The organism is Calothrix rhizosoleniae SC01 (genome assembly GCF_900185595.1).
In the GTDB taxonomy this organism is placed as follows: Bacteria; Cyanobacteriota; Cyanobacteriia; order Cyanobacteriales; family Nostocaceae; genus Calothrix_A; species Calothrix_A rhizosoleniae.
The window spans coordinates 1-21,466 of sequence record NZ_FYBH01000217.1; the positions used below are offsets into that span (position 1 = coordinate 1).

Below are 21,466 nucleotides of genomic sequence, written 5' to 3' on the forward strand. Positions count from 1 at the left end.
TTAGGCATAAAAGTCTTTTGGTGGGGGTAGGGAGTAGGGAGTGGGGAGTGGTTCCAGCCTCTTTATTTCTATTCTTTTTGCCAGAATAAATAACAGATGCAAGGATTTTAAACCTAAAATCCTAATTTCCTTGCACCCCCTCCCCAATAAAATAGCCTCAAAGTATTGATAAATCAATATTTTTCAGTTATTCAGCAGACCCTAATTAGGGCTTGCTGAAAAAGTCCTTGAGTGGGGGAAAGAGAACAGGGAACAGGGAACTCTTAACAAGGTTCTCCAGATTGCTCACAAGCACCAATATTTACCCAACTTGATGTAATTGTGCCATTTGGAGTACTTATGTGTTCTTTTTTCCATATGGGAGCATTGTGTTTTAAAGTATCAATAGCGTAACGGCAAGCTGCAAATGCTTCAGCACGATGGGGACAGCCTACAGCCACTAAAACACTAATGTCTCCTATCTGTAAATGTCCGATGCGGTGATGAATTACCACCCGAGTAACATCCGACCATTGTTGACGAATATCTCTAGCAATTTGATTGAACACTTGCTTCGCCATCGGTTCATATGCTTGATACTCCAGGTAAACTACTGGTTTACCATCAGTTTGGTTGCGAACCGTCCCACTCATAATTACTACTGCACCATTTGCCGCAGTATCAGCTAATTTATAAATTTCTTCTACAGATAAGGGTGCAAAGCTAATAGCAAAGCTATCTTGTACTGGCGATGCTCCCAGGGAATTGTCTGATGATAATCGCACTTGAGAGTTAACTTGAGTAGTAACTCTAGTATTTAATCAAATTTTTCCTTTTATGGGAAATGAGTCAGGAAGAAGCAGGGGAGCAGGGAGCAGGGAGCAGGGAGCAGGGAGTTGGGAGTCGGGAGTCGGGAGTCGGGAGTCGGGAGTCAGGAAGAGGTATTTTCATTCTTGGTTGTGTACAAACTTTCAGGAGAGACTAATACCAATTCTGTATGAGGGTGCGCTTAACGGGACTTAGGGTCTGCTGAATAACTGAAAAATATCGATTTATCAATGCTTTGAGGCTATTTTATTGGGGAAGGGCGTGCAAATAAATTAGGATTTTAGGTTTAAAATCCTTGCATCTGTTATTTTTTCTGGCAAAAAGAGTAGAAATAAAGAGGCTGGAACTGCTCCCCACTCCCAACTCCCTACTCCCTACTCCCTACTCCCTACCCTCACCAAAGGACTTTTTCAGCAAGCCCTACTTATTTGCTATATCAACAGGAATCGTTTTACCTCCTAACTGGAGAGAAATTGTCAAAGCAGATAAAATTGTGACTAACTCTGTACCCACCTCACCAGATGAAACCTCTATGGGAGTATTATGGATAATGCTACGAATAAAGCGATCGCAAACTTTTTGTAATGGCTCCTGTTTAGGTACTGGTAATATTTCTTGTCTCTGATTTACAGGGATAAATTGATATTCTTCATGTTTCAATTCACCATGTAATATGGTCAAAGGGGCATTTGTGGACATCTCATCAAAAATCAAACAACCACGGCTACCTACCATCGTTAAGCGTCTCTGCTTGTCAGGATTAAGCCAACATAGATGAATATATGCTTGAAAGCCACTAGCATAGTTTAGAGTTACCCACACTAGATCTGCTAGCCCTGGGGATGGATTATCAACTCCTAATTCTTCTTGGGGTTGCAACCACACCGTACCCCTGGCTTCTACACTTACAGGTGTCTGATTTAACCAATAATTGAAGATGGCAATGTCATGGATAGCCAAATCCCACAAAGCATCTACATCTTGGCGGACTGGAGCTAAATGAGTCCGACTGGCATAACCATAACGTAAATCGCCCAATTTATCACCATTAATAATTGCTTGTCCTTTTTCTACTGCTGGATGGAATAAATAAGTATGGTCAACCATCAGTAGTCTTTGTTGAGATTCAGCTAATTGACAAAGTTCTTGACATTCATCAGGTGCGAGAGTTAAGGGTTTTTCAGCTAAAACATGGTATTTTTGTTGCAGAGCATATTTAATTAAAGGGTAGTGAGTTGAAGCATTAGTAGCAATAACGACTGCTTCCAATCCTTGCAATTCCCCAATATCTTGCCACTGAGTTGTTAATAAGACTCTATCATCTAAGTTAAATTGTTGTTTAACTGCCGCCAAGCGTTCTGGATGGTGGTCAATGATCGCTGCAATTTGGACTTGAGGATGGGCAACAAAATTTCTGAGTAAATTTACACCCCAACGTCCCACACCAACAACGGCAAGTTTAATTTTATTCATTAAATTGTCAAAACTGACTACAAACTGATTATCAGCACCTGAGCAATAGTTTGAGTTCAGGGTTTTTGCGGATGCTCAATAGACAGAAAAGCTACTTTAGCCGCAGCTTGTTCTGCTGCTTTAATAGAACGTCCTTTACCCTGACCTAATTTGTCTTCATGTAACCACACCTCAGCAATGAAGCGCTCCTGATTGTGCGATGGTGAGGATATTTCTACAACTCGGTACTCTGGTAAGACCTTAAATTGGGCTTGAGTCCATTCTTGTAAAGCCGCTTTATAATTTAATCGCGCAGGATCACGGCGAATTTCGGCAGCTAGTCGGCGGAAGTGATCATCTAACCAGGGACGGATTAAATCTAAATTATTGGTGCTGAGATAAAGAGCGCCGAGAACAGCTTCAAAAGCATCAGCCAACCGGGATTGTTGACCCATGCGATCGCCACTAGCACTACCAGCTACCAGTAAGTATAATTGTAAACCATATTCCTTGGCTAACTTTGCCAAAATGCGATCGCTTACCAATACAGAACGAATCGCCGCAAAATCTCCCACAGGGAAATCTGGATAATTTTCCCATAAAACGACTGCCGCCACTAACCGTACTACTGCATCTCCGACAAATTCTAATTGTTCATAATTTTCTGAGTCAGAAACAGAAGGATGGGTAAGTGCTAAGTCGAGTAACTCCCACTTTATCGGTGCTTCTAGTGACAAGCCGAATTTTTTAACTAAAGTTTCGAGTTGCCGTTGACGACGTGGATAAGCAAGTTTCATCAAATCATTTTAGATTATAAAAATAAGTTTTTGATGTTTACTCAGCTCAAGCTAAGCAATTTGTATGTAAGTACTTTAGTGCTTATACCAATAGTTTATCGCTCACAACGAACCTCAGTAAACTTTATTTGCTGGATTTTTAAGCAGAAGTATCTAAATAAATAATCTCAATTAGTAGAGACAACTGTGAATGGGAAGGAGAGAGTTGGTAGTAAGCCGGGTTCTGTTCTCATTAGCAATAAGCTGATGAGGGCGGTTATCTATCTGGGATGTCTGTTACCAGACACCTCTAGCGGCTCTAATTTTACGGAACTGGTAAAAGACCAACCATAGTTCCTTTGACCTTGCTCCCAACCGGGGTTTACCGAGCCAGCACCTCTCGATGCTGCTGGTGCGCTCTTACCGCACCTTTGCACCCTTACCCCTTGCAATTTTGGATTTTGGATTTTGGATTGCATCTAAAATCTAAAATTCCAGATAAAATCTAAAATCGAGGGGCGGTATTTTTCTGTGGCACTATCCTCACGATCACTCGCACTGGGCGTTACCCAGCAAGTTTGGTCTTTCGGGAGCCCGGACTTTCCTCAAATCAGTAATTCATACAGATCTGTAACCGCCTACGCCTACTCTCTCCCACTATCCAGTGTAGTATTTATGTGGCATCTTGTCATACTAAAATTAATTGCTAATTTCTTGATGGTGGTTTACTTCTTCTTATTCCAAGGCAGGGCATAAGTCCAAGAAAGTTTACGAATCACAAAGGGGCAGTTAAGAATACAAACTGGGGGAATATTTTGACCTTGAGTGACACCGTAAGCTGTTTCCGATATCCGTAACACCAAATCTAGGGAAAACTCAAACTCTAGTTTTCTTTGCATGAAGTCGCTATACTGCTTTTTCTGGTCTTTTTTTCCCTTACTGAGTCCAGGAATATTAGCGATGGGAGTACCGGGGGAGTATGTTCCAGTTTCTTGATCCCGTTTAAACACATCTTCGGCGGTAACTGATTCTTTGAGGGTTTTACCCGGAACAATTAAACTAGGTATTTGGGGTACGGCTAAATCTCGAATCAAATCGGGAGATTGGCGAATTACTCGCCGGGATCTTTTGTCAATGCCCACAATGGAGCTATTATCCCAATCAACATAAATAGCCAAATTTTCAGATTTGTTTTTGATACTAATTGATAAAGTGTTAGGCTCATCTATGGGATACATTCCTTTTAAACCAAAGGAAATCTCTAGTTGATCTTCCAGATTTTGTGTTTTGAGCTGTTCGGCAATAGTTTTTTTGCTATCGAATTCTACCTTCATTTGATCGGCAATGGAGTCAACCATGCGGTTGAAGGTATAAGTTATACCAATAATGTACAGTGTTAATACTACTAAATCTAAGTCGCCATTGTTCATAATCTCAAATATCAACCCCCTGTGACTTTGACGCATATTGGTCAGCCATAACCAAATCAAATTATGGTTTAATCATGGTCAAAGTAGCACAAAATTTGTTTACCAATGACACCGCCAACAGAAGAATAGCAAACCCGTGGTGATCGCTTCACATATATAATAAAATTGCTAACCTAACCAGAGATGGCTCTTGACTAATTAGCAGTAATATGAAAATCAAGCATCAATTCATGTACACCCTGGTTTTACAAAGCACTGTGGTATTTTCGTCATTGCTGCTTTCCGTTGATGGTGTTTCTGCTCAAACCACAAACTCTCCAGAGCAGAGGTTAGCACAGTTGTCCACAGACTCACAAATTCAAACACAAGTAAAGTCAGAGGTAGAGCGTGCTGTTGGGGGTACGCAGATTTTACTGGGGTTTAGTCTGGTAATTCTGATTGCATTTCCCGTAACAGTGGTTGCTTTATTTTGGTTTTTGCGGCGAGCTGTGATTCGGGAAATTGTTGACAGAGCGATCGCACAAATCCAGGAGTTAGAAAATTTACAAGTTCAGCTAACTAAGGTGAAGGAAACGGCTGAAAATAATATCAAACAAGCTAAGAATATTACTGATGAGTTAACTAGAGAAGTAGGGGTATTACAACATCAGATTCATAAGGAACAAGATAATTTAGCTGTGGTGAGTTCTGATGTTGCTGATGAGAAGAAAAAATTATTGGCTGAGTTGTCAGCACAAATTCAGGAATCTCAACAAACAATAGGTACTTTGGAGTCAGATTTTTCTGCACAAATTACGGAATTACAGTTAGGGATTGAGCAACAGAGGGATGTAACAGTAGAAAAGTTTGGGGAGTTGACAACAGATGTGCAACAGCAAATATCTGAATTACAAGCAACATCCCAACAAAAGTATCAGAGTCTATTTGATGATTTAGAAAAATCAAATCAGGAATTACTGGTTCAGTTTTCTGACTTACACCGGGAAGCACAGCAAGAAAAGCAAAGTCTGGTGGAAAAGGTAACAGAATTGCAACCGGAATTTGCAGCCCAGTTATCGGAGTTAAAATTAGGTGCTCAGCAACAGCAGCAGCAGGGATTGACAGATTTTCTCCAGTCCATTGAACAAGCCAAATCTCAGTTAGCAACTTTACAGATAGAAGCCCAGCAGGACAAGCAAATTCTGGTGGAAAGATTGACAGAATTACAACCAGAATTTGCAGCCCAGTTGTCGGAGTTAAAATTAGGTGCTCAACAGCAAAAGCAACAAGCCTTAGAAGATTTATTGCAATCTATTTCTCAGGTCAAATCCAAGTTGGAAGGCTTAGAGTTAGAAGCTCAGTCAGAAAAGCGAATTATGTTAGCCAGGATGGCAGAATTAGAGCCAGAATTTGCATCCCAGCTATCAGGATTACAACAAACGTTAGAAAGCCAGCAGCAGCAAGCTGTGGATGATTTATCGCAGGTGATTGCTCAAACTAAATCCCAAATCGTCAACTTGTACACGGATGCACAACAGGAAAAGCAACGCATTCTCAAAGGGGTAGAAAAATTACAACCAGAATTATCTTCTCAGTTGTCACAATTACTGGAAGAGACTCAAAGACGCAAAGATTTTATTGTTGATGATTTAGAAAAATCTGGTTCTGAGTTTAAGTCTCAATTTTCAGAATTGAAATCCTACATTCAAGCACAAAAACTGAGGATTGTCCAAAGACTGGAAAAAATAGAAGCTGATTTTGTTTCTCAGCTTTCAGAATGGCAAACCTACAGTCAAGCCCGTAGAGAGCAAATATTAGAGGAAATTATTCCAGAGCCAACGGAGGATGTTACCACTACGCCCATAGAAATTTCTCAGCAACCAGTATTAAAGGTTGAAGATATAAAAGTAAGTGGGGATGAAGATATTGCTGTCATAGAAGAGGTGGAAGCAATTCCAGTAGAAGATATATCTGATACATCCATAGTAGAAGAATCTCCAGTAATTCCCCCTGGACAAGAAGCAGATGACAAGGAAAAACCTCTACCGGAAGTAGAGCAAAGCTCCCCATCTTCAGCAGTAGAAGTTACTTCCCCTGGTGATGTATCTCAAGTAGATGATTACATCAAGCAGGGAGAATCGCTTTTGAGCCAGAAACTGTATGAACAAGCGATCACAGAATACGAAAAAGCGATAACAATTCAACCAGATAATCCGATCATCTGGTTAAATAAAGGTATTGCCTTGGGTCGGTTGAAGAAATATAAAGAAGCCATCGGTTGCTATCATCAAGCCATAAAAATCAAACCAGATTACCATCAAGCCTGGTGCGATTTGGGGGTAGCATTCGGTAATTTGCGTCGCCACCAAGAAGCTTTTAAATCCTTTGATAAAGCCGTACAATATCAACCAGAAGATGCTACTGCTTGGTTAAATAGAGGTATGGCATTGGAAGAATTGGGAGAATATGAGCCAGCGATCGCATCTTTTGATCAAGTAGTGAAAATTAATCCCGAAGCCTACAAAGCTTGGAATCGCAGGGGTTATGTATTGGTGATGATGGGTTATGATGACGATGCAATGGAAAGTTTCGATCAAGCCTTAAAAATTAAACCAGACTACCCCAATGCTTTTTATAACAAAGCAGCTTGCTATGCTCTACAACGCCAAGTTGAATTAGCTGTGGAAAATCTTCAACAAGCAATTAATTTGAATCCCCAGTATAAAGAACAGGCAAAAACTGATATCGATTTTGATGATATTACCAACGAATCAAGTTTTCAGCAATTGGTCTTATGAATAAGTTATACCATTTTGTTTGAAAAAAGAATGAGACAGATGGGAATTTGAAAAGCTTATTTATTTAGTAACTCTTCCACAATCCAAAATCCTATAAGACCCTGAATTTTACACATACTGTGAAAAGTCAGATACCCTTGACATTATTTATAGTGAAATTTACTATAAATATAGTTAAAGACTTTCAGGACAACATACCATGAATTTGTCTGTAGAAGATTACAGTCTACTAACAGACCTTTATCAATTGACAATGGCAGCTTGTTATACAGGGGAAGGAGTAGAAACAAAAAGGGCAAGTTTTGAATTATTCATCAGACATCTGCCAACAGATTTTGGTTATTTAATTGCCATGGGACTGGCACAGGCATTAGATTATTTACAAAATTTTCGTTTTAGTGGCTCGCAAATAGCAGCTTTACAAGCAACAGGAATTTTTACCCATGTACCCGATCGCTTTTGGTTATTATTAGAGTCGGGAATATTTACGGGGGATGTGTGGGCTGTGCCTGAAGGTACGGCGGTATTTGCCAATCAGCCCTTGTTAAGGGTAGAAGCACCTTTATGGCAAGCACAGTTAGTGGAAACTTACTTACTGAATACCATTAATTATCAAACTTTAATTGCTACTAGAGCCGCACGAATTAGGGATGTAGCCGGAGAAGAAGCAAAGTTATTGGAATTTGGCACCAGGAGAGCTTTTAGTCCCCAGGGCTCTCTGTGGGCAGCCAGGGCAGCCTTAGCAGCAGGTTTCAACGCCACATCAAATGTGTTAGCTGCGTTACAGTTAGGAGAAAAACCTAGTGGTACTATGGCTCACGCCTTGGTCATGGCACTAGCGGCAATGGAAGGGAGTGAAGATGAAGCATTTGCAGCATTTCATCGGTATTTTCCAGGGGCACCACTGTTAATTGATACTTACGACACTGTTGCTGCTGCCCAGAGGTTAGCTAAAAAAGTCAATGGGGGGGAAATAGAATTAGCTGGAGTCCGTTTAGATTCAGGAGATTTAGTCGCCTTATCAAAACAGGTGCGATCGCTTTTACCAGGAGTATCAATTGTAGCTAGTGGCGATTTAGATGAAATAGAAATTGCTCGACTCAAAGCAGCCGGGGGAGAAATTGATATTTATGGAGTGGGAACCAAACTAGTAACAGGTAAGCCTGTAAATGGGGTTTATAAACTAGTGGATATTGAAGGAATTCCAGTCATGAAAAAATCTCAGGGTAAAGCAACTTATCCGGGACGCAAGCAGATTTTTCGTTCCTGGGAAAGGGATAAGATCAAAGCTGATACATTGGGATTAATCACAGAAAAATCTCTGGGAGAAAAACCATTATTACAACTGGTGATGAAGGATGGCAAGCAATTACAACCTCCAGCAACTTTGGCTGCAATTCGTCAACATACTATCGCATCCGTTGCTAGTTTACCAGCAGCAACCAGACAACTGCATAGTCCTCAATTAGTGACAGTGAATATTTCTCCAGCATTGCAGGAATTGACAACACAAACGAAGAAAAGGATTCACAACACAATTGTTTATTAATAATTCATACTTAGGCAAAAGGATAATTATTTATTGATATTTCCTTATTTGAACCATTGTACCGCTATATTAATTTATGATTTGAATGCTGATAATTGATTTAATTGCTCTAGTGTAAAGTTTGAGGAAATCCAAAATCCGTCTGGAAAATTTGGCTCAACTTGCCGCAAAATCCACAATCTAAAATCCCAAGAATGATGAGAATAGCTTTATTTGGGACTAGTGCCGATCCTCCCACCGCAGGGCATCAAGCGATTATGAGTTGGTTATCTCAAGATTACGATCGCATTGCTGTGTGGGCTGCCAATAATCCCTTTAAAACTCAGCTTACACCTTTAGAACATCGCGCGGCAATGTTACAGCTATTAATTGCCGATATTCAAACCCCCAAACAAAATATTGCCTTAGAACAAGAATTGAGCAGTTTTAGAACCATAGAAACCCTAGAAAAAGCCAAAAAACGTTGGGGCGAAAACACTGACTTTACTGTAGTTATTGGTGCCGATTTACTCACTCAGCTACCCCAATGGTATCGGATTGAAGACTTGTTGCAGCAAGTGCAATTACTAGTTATACCCAGACCAGGATATGTAATAGATGAGTCCAGTTTGCATAAAATCCAACAATTGGGGGGAAAAATTGCGATCGCTAACCTCACCGGATTGAATGTTTCCTCCACAGAATATCGGAAACATGGTGATGATCAAGCCCTCATACCTCCAGTAGTTGACTATATTCATCAAAAGAAATTGTACCAATGGCAGGAACAAACCCCAAACAAATTATCAACCCTATAAATCAACCACAAATTTTGGCTGATTTTAAGGTAGGTGTGGATAATGTGATTTTTTCTGTAGATACCACTCAAAATCGGCTGTTAGCCCTGTTAGTTAGGCGACAGCAAGAACCATTTTGCAGCTCTTGGAGTCTTCCTGGGACTCTAGTACGTCAAGGTGAATCTTTAGAAGATGCTGCCTATCGCATCCTGGCAGAAAAAATTAAAGTCAAAAATCTCTATCTCGAACAATTGTATAGCTTTGGTGGGCCAGAGCGGGATCCGCGAGAAGATATCAGGAGTTATGGGGTACGTTATTTATCGGTGAGTTACTTTGCTTTAGTCAGGTTTGAAGAAGCACAATTGATTACTGATGGCTTTCCAGATATAGCTTGGTATCCAGTCAAGCAACTTCCTCAATTAGCTTTTGACCATCAGGAACTTTTAGCTTATGGTAATAGGCGCTTGCGTAATAAATTAGAATATAGTCCTGTGGCTTTTGATGTTTTACCAGAGATGTTTACTTTAAATGATTTGTATCAGTTGTATACCACAGTTTTAGGAGAAAATTTTGCAGATTATTCTAATTTTCGGGCGCGGTTGTTAAAGCTGGGTTTCTTATCTGATACGGGAATCAAAACATCTCGAGGTGCAGGTCGTCCTGCAAGTCTGTATAAATTTGATGCTGAAGCTTTTGCTCCTTTGAAAGATAAACCACTGGTGTTTATTTAGTTTATCAAGTTCAGGCTTTAACTGACATCTAATAGGTTTATTTATCTGCTAGAAATGAATATTTTATCCATTAGTAGAATCTAGCTATACAACATGGATTTATTAATACTTTGTTAAAGTTTTTATCTTCTAAAAATTAAATTTCTATTACCGTGAACACCCTGAGGCAAATTGAATACCATCTAGGCTACCATTCCTAGTTATGGAAATTCACTAATATATCACTACGCAATTATGTTAGGACATTTTTTAAGGCCCAAACCTATGAACAGAAAACTTATTACTTATTACTTGCGCGTAGCGCCATATTATGAAACCCCTAAATTTATTTGAGTATGAAACGCAGGCAAAAAAACATCTATCTCAAATGGCTTGGGATTACTATGTCAGTGGTGCTGGAGATGAAATTACCCTACGAAAAAATAGGACTGCCTTTGAGGATTTTCAACTCCGTCCCCGAATGTTGGTGGATGTGAGTCAACGGGACTTAAGTACTCAAATTTTAGGCAAATCCCAGGAGCTACCAATACTAATTGCACCGATGGCTTTTCAGTGTTTAGCCAATCCAGCCGGAGAAATTGCCACAGCCAAAGCTGCGACTGAGATGGGTATCATCATGGTACTAAGTACAATGGCTACCAAAAGTATAGAGGAAGTTGCTGCTGTCAAACAAGCAGGTAATCAGTGGTTTCAGTTATATGTACATCGCGATCGCGTAGCGACTCCTTCGGAGTATCGTGGATTAACCAAGTCTTTGGTAGAACGTGCTTATCACAATGGTTTTCAAGCTTTGTGTTTGACAGTGGATGCACCTCTAATCGGTCGTCGGGAAAGGGATGCTCGCAATCAGTTTGTTTTACCTCCAGGGATGGGCTTGGCAAATTTTGCGACATGGAACGACCTGAAAATTACTCAAAAAGCTGGAGAGTCAGGATTGTTTGCTTATTTTGCCGAACAATTAGATCCGGGGTTGACTTGGGCAGATGTAGAATGGTTGCGATCGCTATCTCCTTTACCATTAGTAATTAAGGGTATTTTAAGAGGTGACGATGCTTTGCGAGCAGTTGAACATGGGGCAGATGGGATCATAGTTTCCAATCATGGAGGTAGACAATTGGATGGAGCAATTGCGACTATTAATGCTTTGGGAGAAATTGTCACCGCAGCAGGGGGTCAAGCAGAAGTCCTTATGGACGGTGGTATTCGTCGTGGTACAGATATCCTGAAAGCTTTGGCATTAGGTGCAAAAGCAGTACTGGTGGGTCGTCCTATATTGTGGGGATTGGCTGTAGCTGGTAGCCAAGGAGTACAACATATTATTGAGTTACTAAGGGATGAGTTGGATTTGGCAATGGCATTAACTGGTTGTACTACCCTCCAGGATATTCATCCCAGTCTAATTCAATCCTAGGCAAGTAATAAGTAATAAGTAATAAGTTTATACCATTTTTTTATGAAGTCGCATATGACTAGTACCTATATATAAGGCTTTTAGCCCATTAATTCTGTGCAACCTCACATAAGAATGGTATTACTGTTCATAAGTTTTAGCCTTCAAAAATGTCCGCGCCCTAATTTCGCAGTGTTATATACGCCGGAGACTTTCTCATCGAGTAGCAAGGGATTATACATGATAAATTATCCTGAATTAATTTGATTTGTGTTGATTGAAGTGAAAGTGTTTTTAGAGTGAAATTCTAACCATGAAAATAGCAATTGCTCAACTTAATCCCATAATTGGTGACTTATCTGGAAATGCCCAAAAAATCATTGCAGCTGCACAAAATGCCGTTGCTCAAGATGCAGGTTTATTATTAACTCCAGAATTATCTTTATGTGGCTATCCACCACGGGATTTACTACTAAATCCTAGTTTTATTACTGCTATGGATATGAATTTGCAGCAATTAGCAAAAGACTTACCACCCAATTTAGCAGTATTAGTGGGAATAGCGACAAAAAATATCCAAGCATCTATTAATGGTGGGAAAAATTTATTTAATAGTATGGCTTTGTTACTAGATGGCAAAGTACAAAAAATCTTTCATAAACGGCTGTTACCAACCTATGATGTATTTGACGAAAGACGTTATTTTGAACCAGGCTCTGAAGCAAATTATTTCAACTTAGATGGTATCGATATTGGTGTGACAATTTGCGAAGACCTGTGGAATGATGAAGAATTTTTTGGCAAACGCAATTATGCAGCCCATCCAATTTCTGACCTATCAATCATAGGTGTAGATTTAATCGTTAACTTATCCGCTTCTCCTTATAATGTCGGCAAACAAGATCTGAGAGAAGCAATTTTTCAACACAGTGCAGTACGTTTTCAACAACCAATTATCTATACGAATCAAGTAGGGGGCAATGATGATTTGGTTTTTGATGGTAGAAGCTTTGCTTACAATCGCCGAGGAGAATTAGTCTGTCGCTCCCAGGGTTTTGTTACTGATGTGATTATAGTGGAATTTGACCCCGAACAACAAGATTTAACCCTAGGAAATATCACCCCTCAATACAAATGTGAGGATGAAGAAATCTGGCAAGCTTTAGTTTTGGGGGTGCGGGATTATGCCCATAAATGTCGCTTCTCTCAAGCTGTTTTGGGTTTGAGCGGGGGTATCGATTCAGCCCTAGTCGCAACCATCGCTACTGCTGCTCTTGGTAAAGAAAATGTCTTCGGTGTACTGATGCCTTCCCCCTATAGTTCAGAACACTCCGTCAATGATGCCTTAGAACTCAGTCATAATCTAGGAATTAAGACTCAAATATTACCCATAGGAGAATTAATGGCAGGTTATGACAAAACCTTGGGTAAGTTATTTACTGGCACCGAATTTGGACTGGCGGAAGAAAATATCCAGTCTCGGATTCGGGGTAACTTATTAATGGCGATCGCTAACAAGTTTGGTCATTTACTCCTATCTACTGGTAATAAATCGGAAATGGCAGTGGGTTACTGTACTCTCTATGGAGATATGAATGGTGGTTTAGCGGTAATTTCCGATGTACCTAAAACCCGTGTATACTCGCTCTGTCGCTGGTTAAATCGTCAAGGAAAAAATCTATTACTTGAATCAGTTACCAGCAATGGAACTTACGAATCAGGAGAAATCATCCCCCATCATATTATTACCAAACCACCAAGTGCCGAACTTAAACCCGGTCAAATTGACCAAGACTCTTTACCTAGCTATGACATATTAGATGACATTTTGCAACGTCTTGTCCGCGAACATGAATCAGCCAGTCAAATTGTAGCTGCTGGGCACGATGCAGTAGTAGTAGATCGAGTCATGCAAATGTTGGCACGGGCTGAATTTAAGCGCCGACAAGCTCCCCCTGGATTAAAAATTACTGACCGCGCCTTTGGTACTGGTTGGCGAATGCCTATTGCCAGTAATTGGTCAGCAATGCAAAATAGCTATCAAAGTCAGTATACTTCTGCCCTGAATGCAGATATTCAACGTAAGGCAAGTTGTTCGTCGGATAATTAATATTATCTTCAGTTAAAGACTTATGGTTAAGACTGAAAGGGGGCAGAGTGCAAGGGAGAGGGATAAGGAGGACAAAAGAGAAAAATATCACCACACTCACTCCCTCATTCCCCACATTTCCCAGCAAAGTTGACTTGTCAGATACTAGGTTATCATTGCCTTTGTTTGAGATTCTCCAGCTTTTCGCAAGTTTTTCATCAAGCTACTCATCAAAAATCCAGCGATCGCCAAATGACATACAGTTGCTAATAATCCTTCTGCGATGACTCTAGATTCACTCAGTGATAAAGTAAAGATGGGAGCAAGGGCAGAAAAAAGCCATACAAAAGTATATTTCCTCGGATCATGGAATAATACAGCCGCAAAAATTATGGGTAATATCATCACTGCACCGAGTATAAAAATAGAGGCGATGACTCGATGTCTAGTTTTCATGAATAATGATACCTGAACTATGACTACGTAAAGTATTGCCAAACTCAAAGCTAACCCTAAACCAATGAAGCCGTTTACTTTATCTGTCCAATTGGTATTAGCAATACTCACCACACCAGCTATACAAGCGATCGCAATTATGGCATTAATAGCTAAAGCTACTATGGCAGGACTTTTTTCATTATGAATTGCATCCTTGCTGAAATTATCATTTTTGGAGTTTAGGTGACGGTAGCGTGCCCAATCTATTAATGATTGACGATGGGGAGTAATTGCAGCTACCAGATATAAGAAAGCACAAAAATTCAAAAATAGTAAGTAGAAAATATTTTCTGCCATTCTATCTGTGCTAGCACATCCCACAGTTACTATAGCAAAGTAAGACATGAATGCATAGCTTTTACTCTTGGCAAGCATGGTATTATTAGGGTCACGGAAACATCGTTGTAAGCCTTGCCAAATAAAATAATTAAAAACAGCAAAATTGATGATTGCGAATATTGCTAAAACTAAATATTGCGATTCTAAATTTATAGAAAACCAATGAAAATTTTGCCATTTTTCCCAAGATTCATATCTAAATGAGTCCTCTATATGTGGGATAAAAAAATAAGGATTTAAAAACCTGACAAATGATAAAGAGAATTCGCTACTAAAACGGGTTAAAGCATTCATAGATAATGCCAGAAAACCAAGAACTGCTCCACTAGCTAGCCACGATTGAAATCCTCCTAGCCAAGAACCAATTAAAGCAAAGAGTAAACCCGCACTGTAATAACAAATACAAGCAGCTAATAAAACTCCGTAGAAACTCAAAATCAGGTAGAAAGGAATATTTGCTGCAAATCCCGACCATAAATGTAGAGGTATGGTTAGGACTATAGCAAGATAAAGTAAAATCGGCACTCCCATCATTTTTCCCATGAAAATAGTTTGGTGTGTTTGGGGAGTCAGGCGTAAAAAATTCAGAGTATCTCGACGTTCTTCGCTGGCTAAGTCATTAATGAGTAAATAAGTTCCCATGACTAAAAGGGAAAAAGTAAAAATAATACTTACCCAAATAAATATATCTAAAGACCAAGATTCCCAGTTAATAATGACGTTATCATAATTATCTAGTAAACATTGTGGTCGTCCATATTCAAGCTTTCCCGTACAGTATCGATTGGAAATATTGAAAATCTTCTGACTAGGTTCTGGAGAGTTTGGCAAATAAGCTAAGAAACCCATCAATAAGAGAAATTGACTAATCAGAGAAATAGCAATTGCTAAGATGACATTCCTTGGTTTAATTCTGCCTTTAATTTCCCGTAATAATTGAGGATTATAATCACCCAACTTATCCATTAAATTATGCATCATGGTTCAAGTTTATCCATTAGTACTGAGATAGTTATCATTAATAAAATTTAAGTTGTAGCACTACGCAATTAGGGCGCGGCCATTGTTGAAGTACCAAACTTATTACTAAACTTTTGATATCAATGCTTTACTGGCAGATTCTCCTAATAATTTTAGCTGCTGAATTAGATTAAAATTCAACAATACCAAAGCAGCAAATTCAACAATCAAAGCTGAAAATACTGCAATCATTGCTGAATCTTCTAAACCAGCCCAAGGAAATGTTGAAAAGAGCCAAACAGTGGGATATTTCTGGGGATAAATCTTTAGGATTCCCAAAATTATGGGAGGTAAAAACATTAACGCACCAATAGTACTTACTGCCCATAAAGAACGCTTACTAGTTTTCATAAGTAGCATTCTTTGAACGATAGTAGAGTAAATCGTCATTAAGATAATAAAGAAGATTAAACCTAAAATAACTGTAATTCTATCTGAATTACCTATCCACCACTTGCTTCTGTTAACTCCATTAAAATTTAATATTGGTGCAATAATAATCCAAGTCAATAATGGTATTGTCACAAGCAATATGTTAATTAATACTGCTACTTGCGCTGGACTTTTTTCTGCCCAGATTATATCTTGCCAGAAAGAATTAAAGCGTTCATATCTATATCTTGCCCAATCTTGTATTGCTTGACGATGAGGTGAAAGAATTGCAATCAAACCAAATAGCAATAACACATTGAAGAAAATAATCACTGGAAAATTAGCTGCTATTTGTTGATTTACATCAAATTGAAAATTTCCTGGGCAAAAATCTTTTCCCTTGTAGCAATATCTCTTACTATAATTTTGTAGAGTAAATCCCCACATGATTATTTGAAATCCGGCGACAAACAAATAACTATGTTTTTTGTTTAACATAGTTGCGTTTGGATTGCGAAAACGTCGCTTTAATCCTTGCCAAACCCAATAATTCCAAAATCCATAGTTAAGTAAATTGACTATAACTAAACCGAGTAAAGTTTTACCCACTGGTAGATAGAAAAATAATAATTCATCTAAAGTGGATTTACTTCTATATGTTTTAAATACATGAGGAAATAGATATTTAGTCATATCAAAGGGGCTTAAAAATCTCAGCCACACAGCAGCATTATTGTAATAGTTAGCCTCAAATGCAAATTGCATGGTCACGATTAAAAATAAGAGCATTATTCCAGCTCCCAGCCAAGGTTGAAAACCGCTTAACCCACGACTAAATAAACCAAACAATAAAGCAAGGCTATAAAAGAAGATACAACAAGCAGTAAGAATTGTGTAAAAACTGAGAATATAACTGATGGGGATATTAGCAGAAATTCCGGCGAAAATATGTAGAGGTATAGCTAGGAGGACAATAGTATATATTAAAATTGGTACGCCGAGAATTTTGCCGACTACAATACTGTTTTCTGATTGAGGACTCAAACGAATAAAGTTTAATGTGCCTCGTTTCTCTTCCTGAGCTAAATTGTTAATTAATAAATAAGTCCCGCCGACTAATAGGGTGAATATAAAAACCACACTTAAAGTAAGAAATATATATTCCCAGTGGTCGCGCCACCACGTTTGCATATTAATTTGGTCAGTAGGGCAGTAATTATTTCTTAAGAAATTAGTCAAAGACTGTCTTTGTGTTTCTAAATTGTGAATTTTAGTTTGTAAATCGGAAATAAATTCTGGATTGGCTGTTTTAGTTCTTCTAGCATTTGCTAATTGATTCCTCAGAGAAGTAAGCTGTGGATAAATTGGTTTTTGCTGACTTAAATAAAACTGTCTGAGATGACAATATTTAGCTGTTAGAGAGTATTTTTCACTGGGGAAATATTGTAACTGATATAGAAAAAGCAGAAGTTGACCAACTAGGGATATAGTGACAGCGATCGCAACATAAAATATCTTCAATCTTCCCTTTAATTCCCGCATCAATTGCGGGTTCCAGTCTCCCACTCTATCTATGAAATTATGCATCATAACTATCTTTTCTCAATATTGAAAATTGTGCATGAATAATAATTCTAAATTCTAAATTCTAAATTCTAAATTCCCTTTGACTTAAGATGCTTGTTTATGTCCTAGCTTGAGGAAAATTGTTTCTAAATCTTCTTGGGTACAATGAAATTCTGTGATGGGAATTTGGGCTTGAATGAGCGATCGCAATAAATTTGCACAATCTTCTTCATTCCCAGAAAAATTCACCCTGAGGCTATTTTTACCCAATATTTTTTCCCATTCTTCTACCAAGGGATTGTTCTTTAATTCCCCTATTAATTCATCTTTTTTACCTAGGCTAGAAATAATAATTTGTTGATGAGATAGGCGTTCATACAAGTGTTTCAGTGAAGAACTTTCCACCAAGTAACCAAGTTCCATAATTCCCACAGAAGTACACAATTCAGCTAAATCGCTGAGAACGTGGGAAGAAATTAAAATCGTCATTCCTGCTTCTTGCAGAACTTTGATAATTTCCCGAAACTGCATCCTCGCAATGGGATCAAGTCCGGAAACTGGCTCGTCCAATAGCAGTAAAATAGGCTCGTGGATAATGGTGCGGGCTAAACTCAGGCGCTGCTTCATCCCCCGTGACAGGGTAGAAATTAAACTATTACGTTTATTCTCTAATTGGATTAATTCGATAACTTCATGTAAACGTTTGGTGCGCCGTGGTTCTCGCAAACGATAGAGACGGGCAAAATAATCTAAATAATCCCAAACCGTCAGCTCCTCATATAAAGGATAGTCATCGGGTAAATATCCCAAACGCCGCTTAAGAGTGGGATTACTATGATCCCGCAACAAGCGATCGCCATTAATATAGATCTCCCCCGTAGTCGGTTCTTCCGCCGCCGCTAGCATCCGAATGAGCGTGGTTTTCCCCGCACCATTTGGACCAATCAATCCGTAAACTTCACCTGCTTGGATTTCTAAATCAATATTATTAACCGCAATGTGCCGATCAAATTGCTTAGTTACTCCAGAGGTCTGAATCGCTAATTCTTTTACCATAGCTGTTGAGGATGGTGCTGGATATTAATAAATAAGCTAACTTCTCCCTACAGCTTTTGTCAGGCTCGTTGCAGAAAATGAAACTGGCTTCATTAAAACTTGATATTCATGGGTAAATTACTTAGTTTTTATGCTGAAGAGAGTAAGTATTTTTACTACAAAAGGAATTTAATCTATTTGCTTTACTATGAATATTTATATCAATAAAAAACTAAATAAGTACACCAACTAGGTATGATAATTAATCTGCAAGCAGCAAAGCTTGTGCAACTGGTACTTAAATATTTAATTTACTCCGTCAACAACGAACTATGACTCAGAATTACCGCATTACCCTACTCCCTGGCGATGGCATCGGACCGGAAATTATGGCAGTGGCGGTGGATGTGCTGAACGTCGTGGGCAAAAAATTCGATCTGCAGTTTGAATTTACAGAAGCTTTGATTGGTGGTGCGGCGATTGATGCTGTGGGAGAACCCTTACCCGCCGACACCCTCAATACTTGCCGTCAGAGTGATGCTGTCTTATTAGCAGCGATTGGCGGTTATAAATGGGATTCCCTACCATCAAATATGCGACCAGAGGCTGGTTTATTGGGTTTAAGGGCAGGGTTAAACTTATTTGCCAACTTACGTCCCGCAAAGATATTACCCCAGCTAATTGACTCTTCTACCCTCAAACGGGAGATAGTAGAAGGGGTAGATATTATGGTGGTGCGAGAACTCACCGGAGGAATTTACTTTGGTAAACCCAAGGGGATATTTGCCACAGAAACAGGTGAAAAGCGGGGTGTCAATACTATGGCTTACACCGAAGCAGAAATTGACAGAATTGGTAGAGTCGCCTTTGAAACTGCGAAAAAACGTAGTGGTAAGCTATGTTCGGTAGATAAAGCCAACGTATTAGAAGTATCTCAACTATGGCGTGATCGTATGACTCAATTGTCAGCAGAATATCCGGATGTGGAATTATCCCATTTGTATGTAGACAATGCAGCCATGCAGTTGGTACGCTCACCAAAACAATTCGATACGATTGTTACAGGAAATTTATTTGGTGATATTCTTTCTGATGCTGCCGCCATGTTGACAGGAAGCATTGGTATGTTACCATCTGCTAGTTTAGGTGCTTCTGCTCCTGGTGTGTATGAACCCGTTCACGGTTCTGCTCCAGATATTGCTGGACAAGATAAAGCCAACCCTTTGGCACAGGTTTTGAGTGCTGCCATGATGTTACGTTATGGTTTAAATCAACCTGTGGCGGCTGAATTTATAGAAAAAGCAGTATTACAAGTTTTAGAGCAAGGCTACCGTACCGGAGATATAATGTCTGCTGATATGAATCTTTTAGGCTGTAAAGCCATGGGAGAGTTATTGATTCAGACTTTAGAAGGAAGAATATAATTAACAAGTTTTCTGTTTACAATACTCACAAGTATTACTTAGGTAACGGAAAACCAAAGGCTACCAGGAATTACTCCCTACTAACAGCCGTTGTTAATAATTTTGCATAAACTGAAAAATAATACAAGTAAGGGGTTTAAAAGACAGTGTACTCTTTAAGGCAAGAACAACAAAATAGGTATGCTAATATTCCCCAACCTCCTTTGGTTGACTCTAATCTAATTAGGGCTGCGGGTCAAATCTATTACACTTACTGTGAAGTTCATCCAGAAATAGAAGGACAAGCTGCTGGGGTGGCAATTAATCGTGTTAACCACCGGGGTAAAGTCATATTTATCAACCATCCTGCTTTGTTACCAGAAGAGTGTTTTGTTCCTTTAAGTCAAATTGAATCCTGTATGTATTAGACATTCAACTTGAGATTGCAAATTGTGGATTGATTGGTCATTAGTCCTGAGTCCAGGTTATAACCGTGGGGCAAGAAACTGATGAAAAATCCAATCAATTGATAACTTCATGGACATTTTGATGATGGTTCCGGCGAGTATAATTGTCTTCGCCTTGGGTGCTTCTGTTGGCAGTTTTATCAACGTTGTTGTTTACCGACTACCAGAGGGATTATCTATTTTATGGCCTCCTTCTCGCTGTCCCCATTGTTTAAATCAACTGAAGGCATACGATAATGTGCCGGTGTTTGGCTGGCTATGGTTAAAAGGACGTTGTCGTTTCTGTAAAAATAAAATTTCTCCCCGCTATCCTGTGGTAGAAGCGATGGCAGGTTTGCTGTTTTTGTTGTTATTTTTCACATTTAAATTTTCCTTCCTCACCCTTGGATATTGGGCTTTTTGTAGTTGGTTATTAGCATTATCCATAATTGACTGGGATACCATGACCCTTCCTAATCCCTTAACTCAGTCAGGTTTATTATTGGGCATCGGATTTCAGGTAATTTGGGGTTCTGTATCAGATGGTAATTGGCAAGGAGCAGTTAATCATGGGATGATGGCGATCGCTGCTGCGGTGTTAGGAATATGGTTATTTGATGCGATCGCTATTCTAGGTGAAATCGGCTTGGGTAAGGCTGCTATGGGTGCAGGAGATGCCAAGTTAGCAGCGATGATGGGTGCTTGGTTCGGTTGGCAGTATTTACTGTTGGCTAGCTTTACTGCTTGTGTAGTGGGAGTCTTATTTGCAATTGTTTTTCGCCAACAATGGGGACAAAAAATGCCCTTTGGACCTTTTCTGGCTATGGGTTCTGTGATCGTTTTATTTACTGGTGAGGCTGTTTTATCTACATACCTGCGGTTATTTTTTACCAACTAAGTATTCCTGTAAAAATAAATTATCCCATTGTAGAGTAGGCATCCCTGCCTGCTTACTGATGTGAACGGGCTAGAAGGCCATCCCACAAGCAAAAATGGGATACTTTAAAATT

16 protein-coding genes and 1 other RNA gene are annotated in these 21,466 nt (G+C 39.2%); 9 read left to right on the plus strand and 8 right to left on the minus strand.

All coding sequences use genetic code 11. The annotated features are described in order from the left end of the window. Positions 1-263: 263 nt before the first annotated feature. From CALSC_RS13235 to CALSC_RS13260, 5 genes are all read right to left on the minus strand, one after another. Positions 264-764, minus strand: a complete 501-nt coding sequence (locus tag CALSC_RS13235) for a molybdenum cofactor biosynthesis protein MoaE (RefSeq protein WP_200817630.1) — start codon at positions 762-764, stop codon at positions 264-266. Between the two features lie 463 nt (positions 765-1,227). Further along, positions 1,228-2,280: a Gfo/Idh/MocA family protein gene (locus CALSC_RS13245; protein ID WP_088241805.1), complete on the minus strand. Its 1,053-nt coding sequence runs from the start codon at positions 2,278-2,280 to the stop codon at positions 1,228-1,230. A 56-nt stretch (positions 2,281-2,336) separates the two neighbouring features. Further along, positions 2,337-3,056, minus strand: coding sequence for a ribonuclease III (rnc, locus tag CALSC_RS13250; RefSeq protein WP_088241806.1), 720 nt, complete (start codon positions 3,054-3,056; stop codon positions 2,337-2,339). A gap of 196 nt (positions 3,057-3,252) precedes the next feature. Further along, an RNA gene (rnpB, locus tag CALSC_RS13255) (RNase P RNA component class A) lies at positions 3,253-3,687 on the minus strand. 73 nt (positions 3,688-3,760) lie between these two features. Then, positions 3,761-4,465, minus strand: a complete 705-nt coding sequence (locus tag CALSC_RS13260; protein WP_088241807.1) for a hypothetical protein — start codon at positions 4,463-4,465, stop codon at positions 3,761-3,763. Positions 4,466-4,674: 209 nt separating this feature from the next. Between CALSC_RS13260 and CALSC_RS13265 the strand changes: the two genes are divergently transcribed. From CALSC_RS13265 to CALSC_RS13290, 6 genes are all read left to right on the plus strand, one after another. Next, the gene (locus CALSC_RS13265; protein ID WP_088241808.1) at positions 4,675-7,242 is read left to right on the plus strand and encodes a tetratricopeptide repeat protein; all 2,568 of its coding nucleotides are present in this window, start codon (positions 4,675-4,677) and stop codon (positions 7,240-7,242) included. Positions 7,243-7,441: 199 nt separating this feature from the next. Continuing rightward, positions 7,442-8,791: a nicotinate phosphoribosyltransferase gene (locus CALSC_RS13270; protein ID WP_088241809.1), complete on the plus strand. Its 1,350-nt coding sequence runs from the start codon at positions 7,442-7,444 to the stop codon at positions 8,789-8,791. A gap of 197 nt (positions 8,792-8,988) precedes the next feature. Next, a complete protein-coding gene (locus tag CALSC_RS13275) occupies positions 8,989-9,588 on the plus strand; it encodes a nicotinate-nucleotide adenylyltransferase (protein ID WP_088241810.1) in 600 nt (199 codons plus the stop codon). Next, the gene (locus CALSC_RS13280) at positions 9,549-10,298 is read left to right on the plus strand and encodes an NUDIX hydrolase (RefSeq protein WP_088241811.1); all 750 of its coding nucleotides are present in this window, start codon (positions 9,549-9,551) and stop codon (positions 10,296-10,298) included. The genes CALSC_RS13275 and CALSC_RS13280 overlap by 40 nt, the downstream gene beginning before the upstream one ends. 310 nt (positions 10,299-10,608) lie before the next feature. Further along, entirely contained in the window at positions 10,609-11,709 is a 1,101-nt protein-coding gene (locus CALSC_RS13285; RefSeq protein ID WP_088241812.1) for an alpha-hydroxy acid oxidase, read from the plus strand. A gap of 292 nt (positions 11,710-12,001) precedes the next feature. Further along, complete coding sequence (locus CALSC_RS13290) at positions 12,002-13,798, plus strand: NAD+ synthase (RefSeq protein WP_088241813.1); 1,797 nt, start codon at positions 12,002-12,004, stop codon at positions 13,796-13,798. A 144-nt stretch (positions 13,799-13,942) separates the two neighbouring features. On the opposite strand, the gene CALSC_RS13295 is transcribed toward CALSC_RS13290, so the two are convergent. The 3 genes from CALSC_RS13295 to CALSC_RS13305 form a co-directional block, all read right to left on the minus strand. Beyond that, a complete protein-coding gene (locus CALSC_RS13295; protein WP_088241814.1) occupies positions 13,943-15,595 on the minus strand; it encodes a hypothetical protein in 1,653 nt (550 codons plus the stop codon). Positions 15,596-15,700: 105 nt separating this feature from the next. Then, positions 15,701-17,596, minus strand: a complete 1,896-nt coding sequence (locus tag CALSC_RS13300) for an ABC transporter permease subunit (RefSeq protein WP_088241815.1) — start codon at positions 17,594-17,596, stop codon at positions 15,701-15,703. Positions 17,597-17,677: 81 nt separating this feature from the next. Then, a complete protein-coding gene (locus tag CALSC_RS13305; RefSeq protein ID WP_088241816.1) occupies positions 17,678-18,628 on the minus strand; it encodes an ABC transporter ATP-binding protein in 951 nt (316 codons plus the stop codon). 311 nt (positions 18,629-18,939) lie between these two features. On the opposite strand from CALSC_RS13305, the gene leuB reads away from it, so the two are divergent. From leuB to CALSC_RS13320, 3 genes are all read left to right on the plus strand, one after another. Beyond that, positions 18,940-20,031: a 3-isopropylmalate dehydrogenase gene (leuB, locus tag CALSC_RS13310; RefSeq protein WP_088241817.1), complete on the plus strand. Its 1,092-nt coding sequence runs from the start codon at positions 18,940-18,942 to the stop codon at positions 20,029-20,031. Positions 20,032-20,177: 146 nt separating this feature from the next. After that, positions 20,178-20,438: a hypothetical protein gene (locus CALSC_RS13315; protein WP_088241818.1), complete on the plus strand. Its 261-nt coding sequence runs from the start codon at positions 20,178-20,180 to the stop codon at positions 20,436-20,438. A gap of 109 nt (positions 20,439-20,547) precedes the next feature. Next, the gene (locus CALSC_RS13320) at positions 20,548-21,354 is read left to right on the plus strand and encodes a prepilin peptidase (protein WP_088241819.1); all 807 of its coding nucleotides are present in this window, start codon (positions 20,548-20,550) and stop codon (positions 21,352-21,354) included. Positions 21,355-21,466: the final 112 nt, after the last annotated feature.